This window comes from Arthrobacter sp. SPT-J7, assembly GCF_059089965.1.
The window spans coordinates 1-1,724 of the sequence record NZ_JBNHFF010000393.1 but is presented as its reverse complement, the minus strand read 5'-3'; the positions used below and the strand labels follow the sequence as shown (position 1 = coordinate 1,724).

Here is a 1,724-nt window from a genome sequence, read left to right as displayed (position 1 = left end):
CGCCGCCGCCCAGGAGCAGGCGCCCGTCGGGGCCCACCACGGTAACGATGATGGCGGGATCGGTCCGCGGGTAGTGTTCGGACGAATCAGCCGGGCAGCGCCGCACCCATCCCCCGGCTTCCACTTCAGTGGGAGAACCGCAGCGCGGACAGTGCGTGTGCGTGGCATGCCAGTTGGTAATGGCGCTGGCTTCGACAAAAAGGGCAGTCTGTGTTGGACTCAGCCCGGCGGCAACCTCCCGGAATCCTGCCCACGAAGCATCCGAGGGTATCCCGCCGGTTCCAGGCTCCACCGGTTCCGCCAGGATGAAAAGCAGCATTTGGGTACCGGGGGCAAGGTCCGAAGCGGGCAGCGCGGAACCGAGGTAAACCGTCAGCTGGGGCGCGGCACCTGCGGCGGCCAGTTCTTTGTGGAGTGGCCGGGCCGCCGACATCAACAGCCCGCCGCCGTGGATCAGCCCCTGCCTGCCGCAGAGGACAACGGCCAATGTGTCTGGTCTGGCGAGGAGTTCCTCCACCATTCCCGGTTGTGCCCGGGCGACGGATCCACGGTCAACCAGCGCGGGAGGCACCGGGAGTACCGTGTCCATCAGGTGGTTCGCCGGCAGCCGGGCGGCCTTGCCTAAGGGGACCGGTGTTGCAGACTCCGCGTGGCTCATGTGTCCACCGTACTGACTGGGACCGACAATTGATATTTGGGGTGCACTCTCCCTTGGCCGCGCTCCCCTGCCTACCTGATTTGGACTATATCTGAAGACTCGCCGTCCTTGGACCGGTATCTTCGACTGGACGCAATCTACCGTGGAACGGTGAGAAGAAAACCGATTGAACTGGCAGCCGTTGCAACCGCGGCAGTCCCCGGACTGACCCCGACGGCCGTCAGCTCTGCCCCGGATGACCCTGCAGACTTCGACTCCGCGCTGTTGCTCGATTCCGAGGGCAAGCGGTGGCGTGTCCGCTCGCCGCGGCACGCTGAGGCAAGTGCCCGGCTTGAGACGGAATTCCTTGTGCTGCGTGCCTTCGCCCCGGCCATCCGGGCCGAGCTGCCCTTCCTGATGCCCACCGTTGCCGGCAGCGTGCGGCTGGGCACCTTGAGCACGTTTGTCTACTCGCATCTGTCCGGCAGCACGCGAAGCGTCGAGGACCTGACCGCAGGCCCGGATACGCTCGCCCGTGAAATTGGGGTAGCCCTGGCCGCGATCCATGACTTGCCCCATTCGCTGGTCAGCAATGCCGACCTGCCCAGCTATACCCCCAATGAGTTCCGGCAGCGGCGGCTGAATGAGCTTGACCAGGCGGCCACCACAGGAAAAATTCCTCCCGCGCTGCTGCTCCGCTGGGAGCACGCCATGGAAGACGTGTCCCTGTGGCGCTTCAACCCAAGTGTGGTGCACGGCGACCTTCACGAGGACAACCTTCTGGTGGAAGGCCAGCGTGTCACTGCCGTCACCGGTTGGACCGACCTTCGGATTGGCGATCCAGCCGACGATTTCGCCTGGCTTGTTGCCTCCAATGAACAGGACTTCGTGGACGCGGTACTGGGCGCTTACACGGCCAGCCGCAGGGACACTCCAGACAACCATCTCCTGCGCCGGGCAGCACTTTCCGCCGAGTTCGCCCTGGCCCAGTACCTGGTGAAGGGGATTGCCTCGGATGACCCGGGCATGATCTCAGAAGCCGAAGAGATGCTCGGCACCCTTGCGCAGGATATCGAAGAGCACGGCG

2 protein-coding genes are annotated in these 1,724 nt (G+C 64.8%); one reads left to right on the top strand and one right to left on the bottom strand.

Going from position 1 to position 1,724, the window contains the following annotated elements:
* On the bottom strand, positions 1-658 hold a 658-nt coding region (locus tag AC5RWX_RS32970; RefSeq protein ID WP_494100374.1), incomplete at its 3' end, for an NADH pyrophosphatase zinc ribbon domain-containing protein.
* A gap of 150 nt (positions 659-808) precedes the next feature.
* Between AC5RWX_RS32970 and AC5RWX_RS32965 the strand changes: the two genes are divergently transcribed.
* The coding region (locus AC5RWX_RS32965) for a macrolide 2'-phosphotransferase (RefSeq protein WP_494100373.1) at positions 809-1,724 on the top strand (916 nt) is incomplete at its 3' end.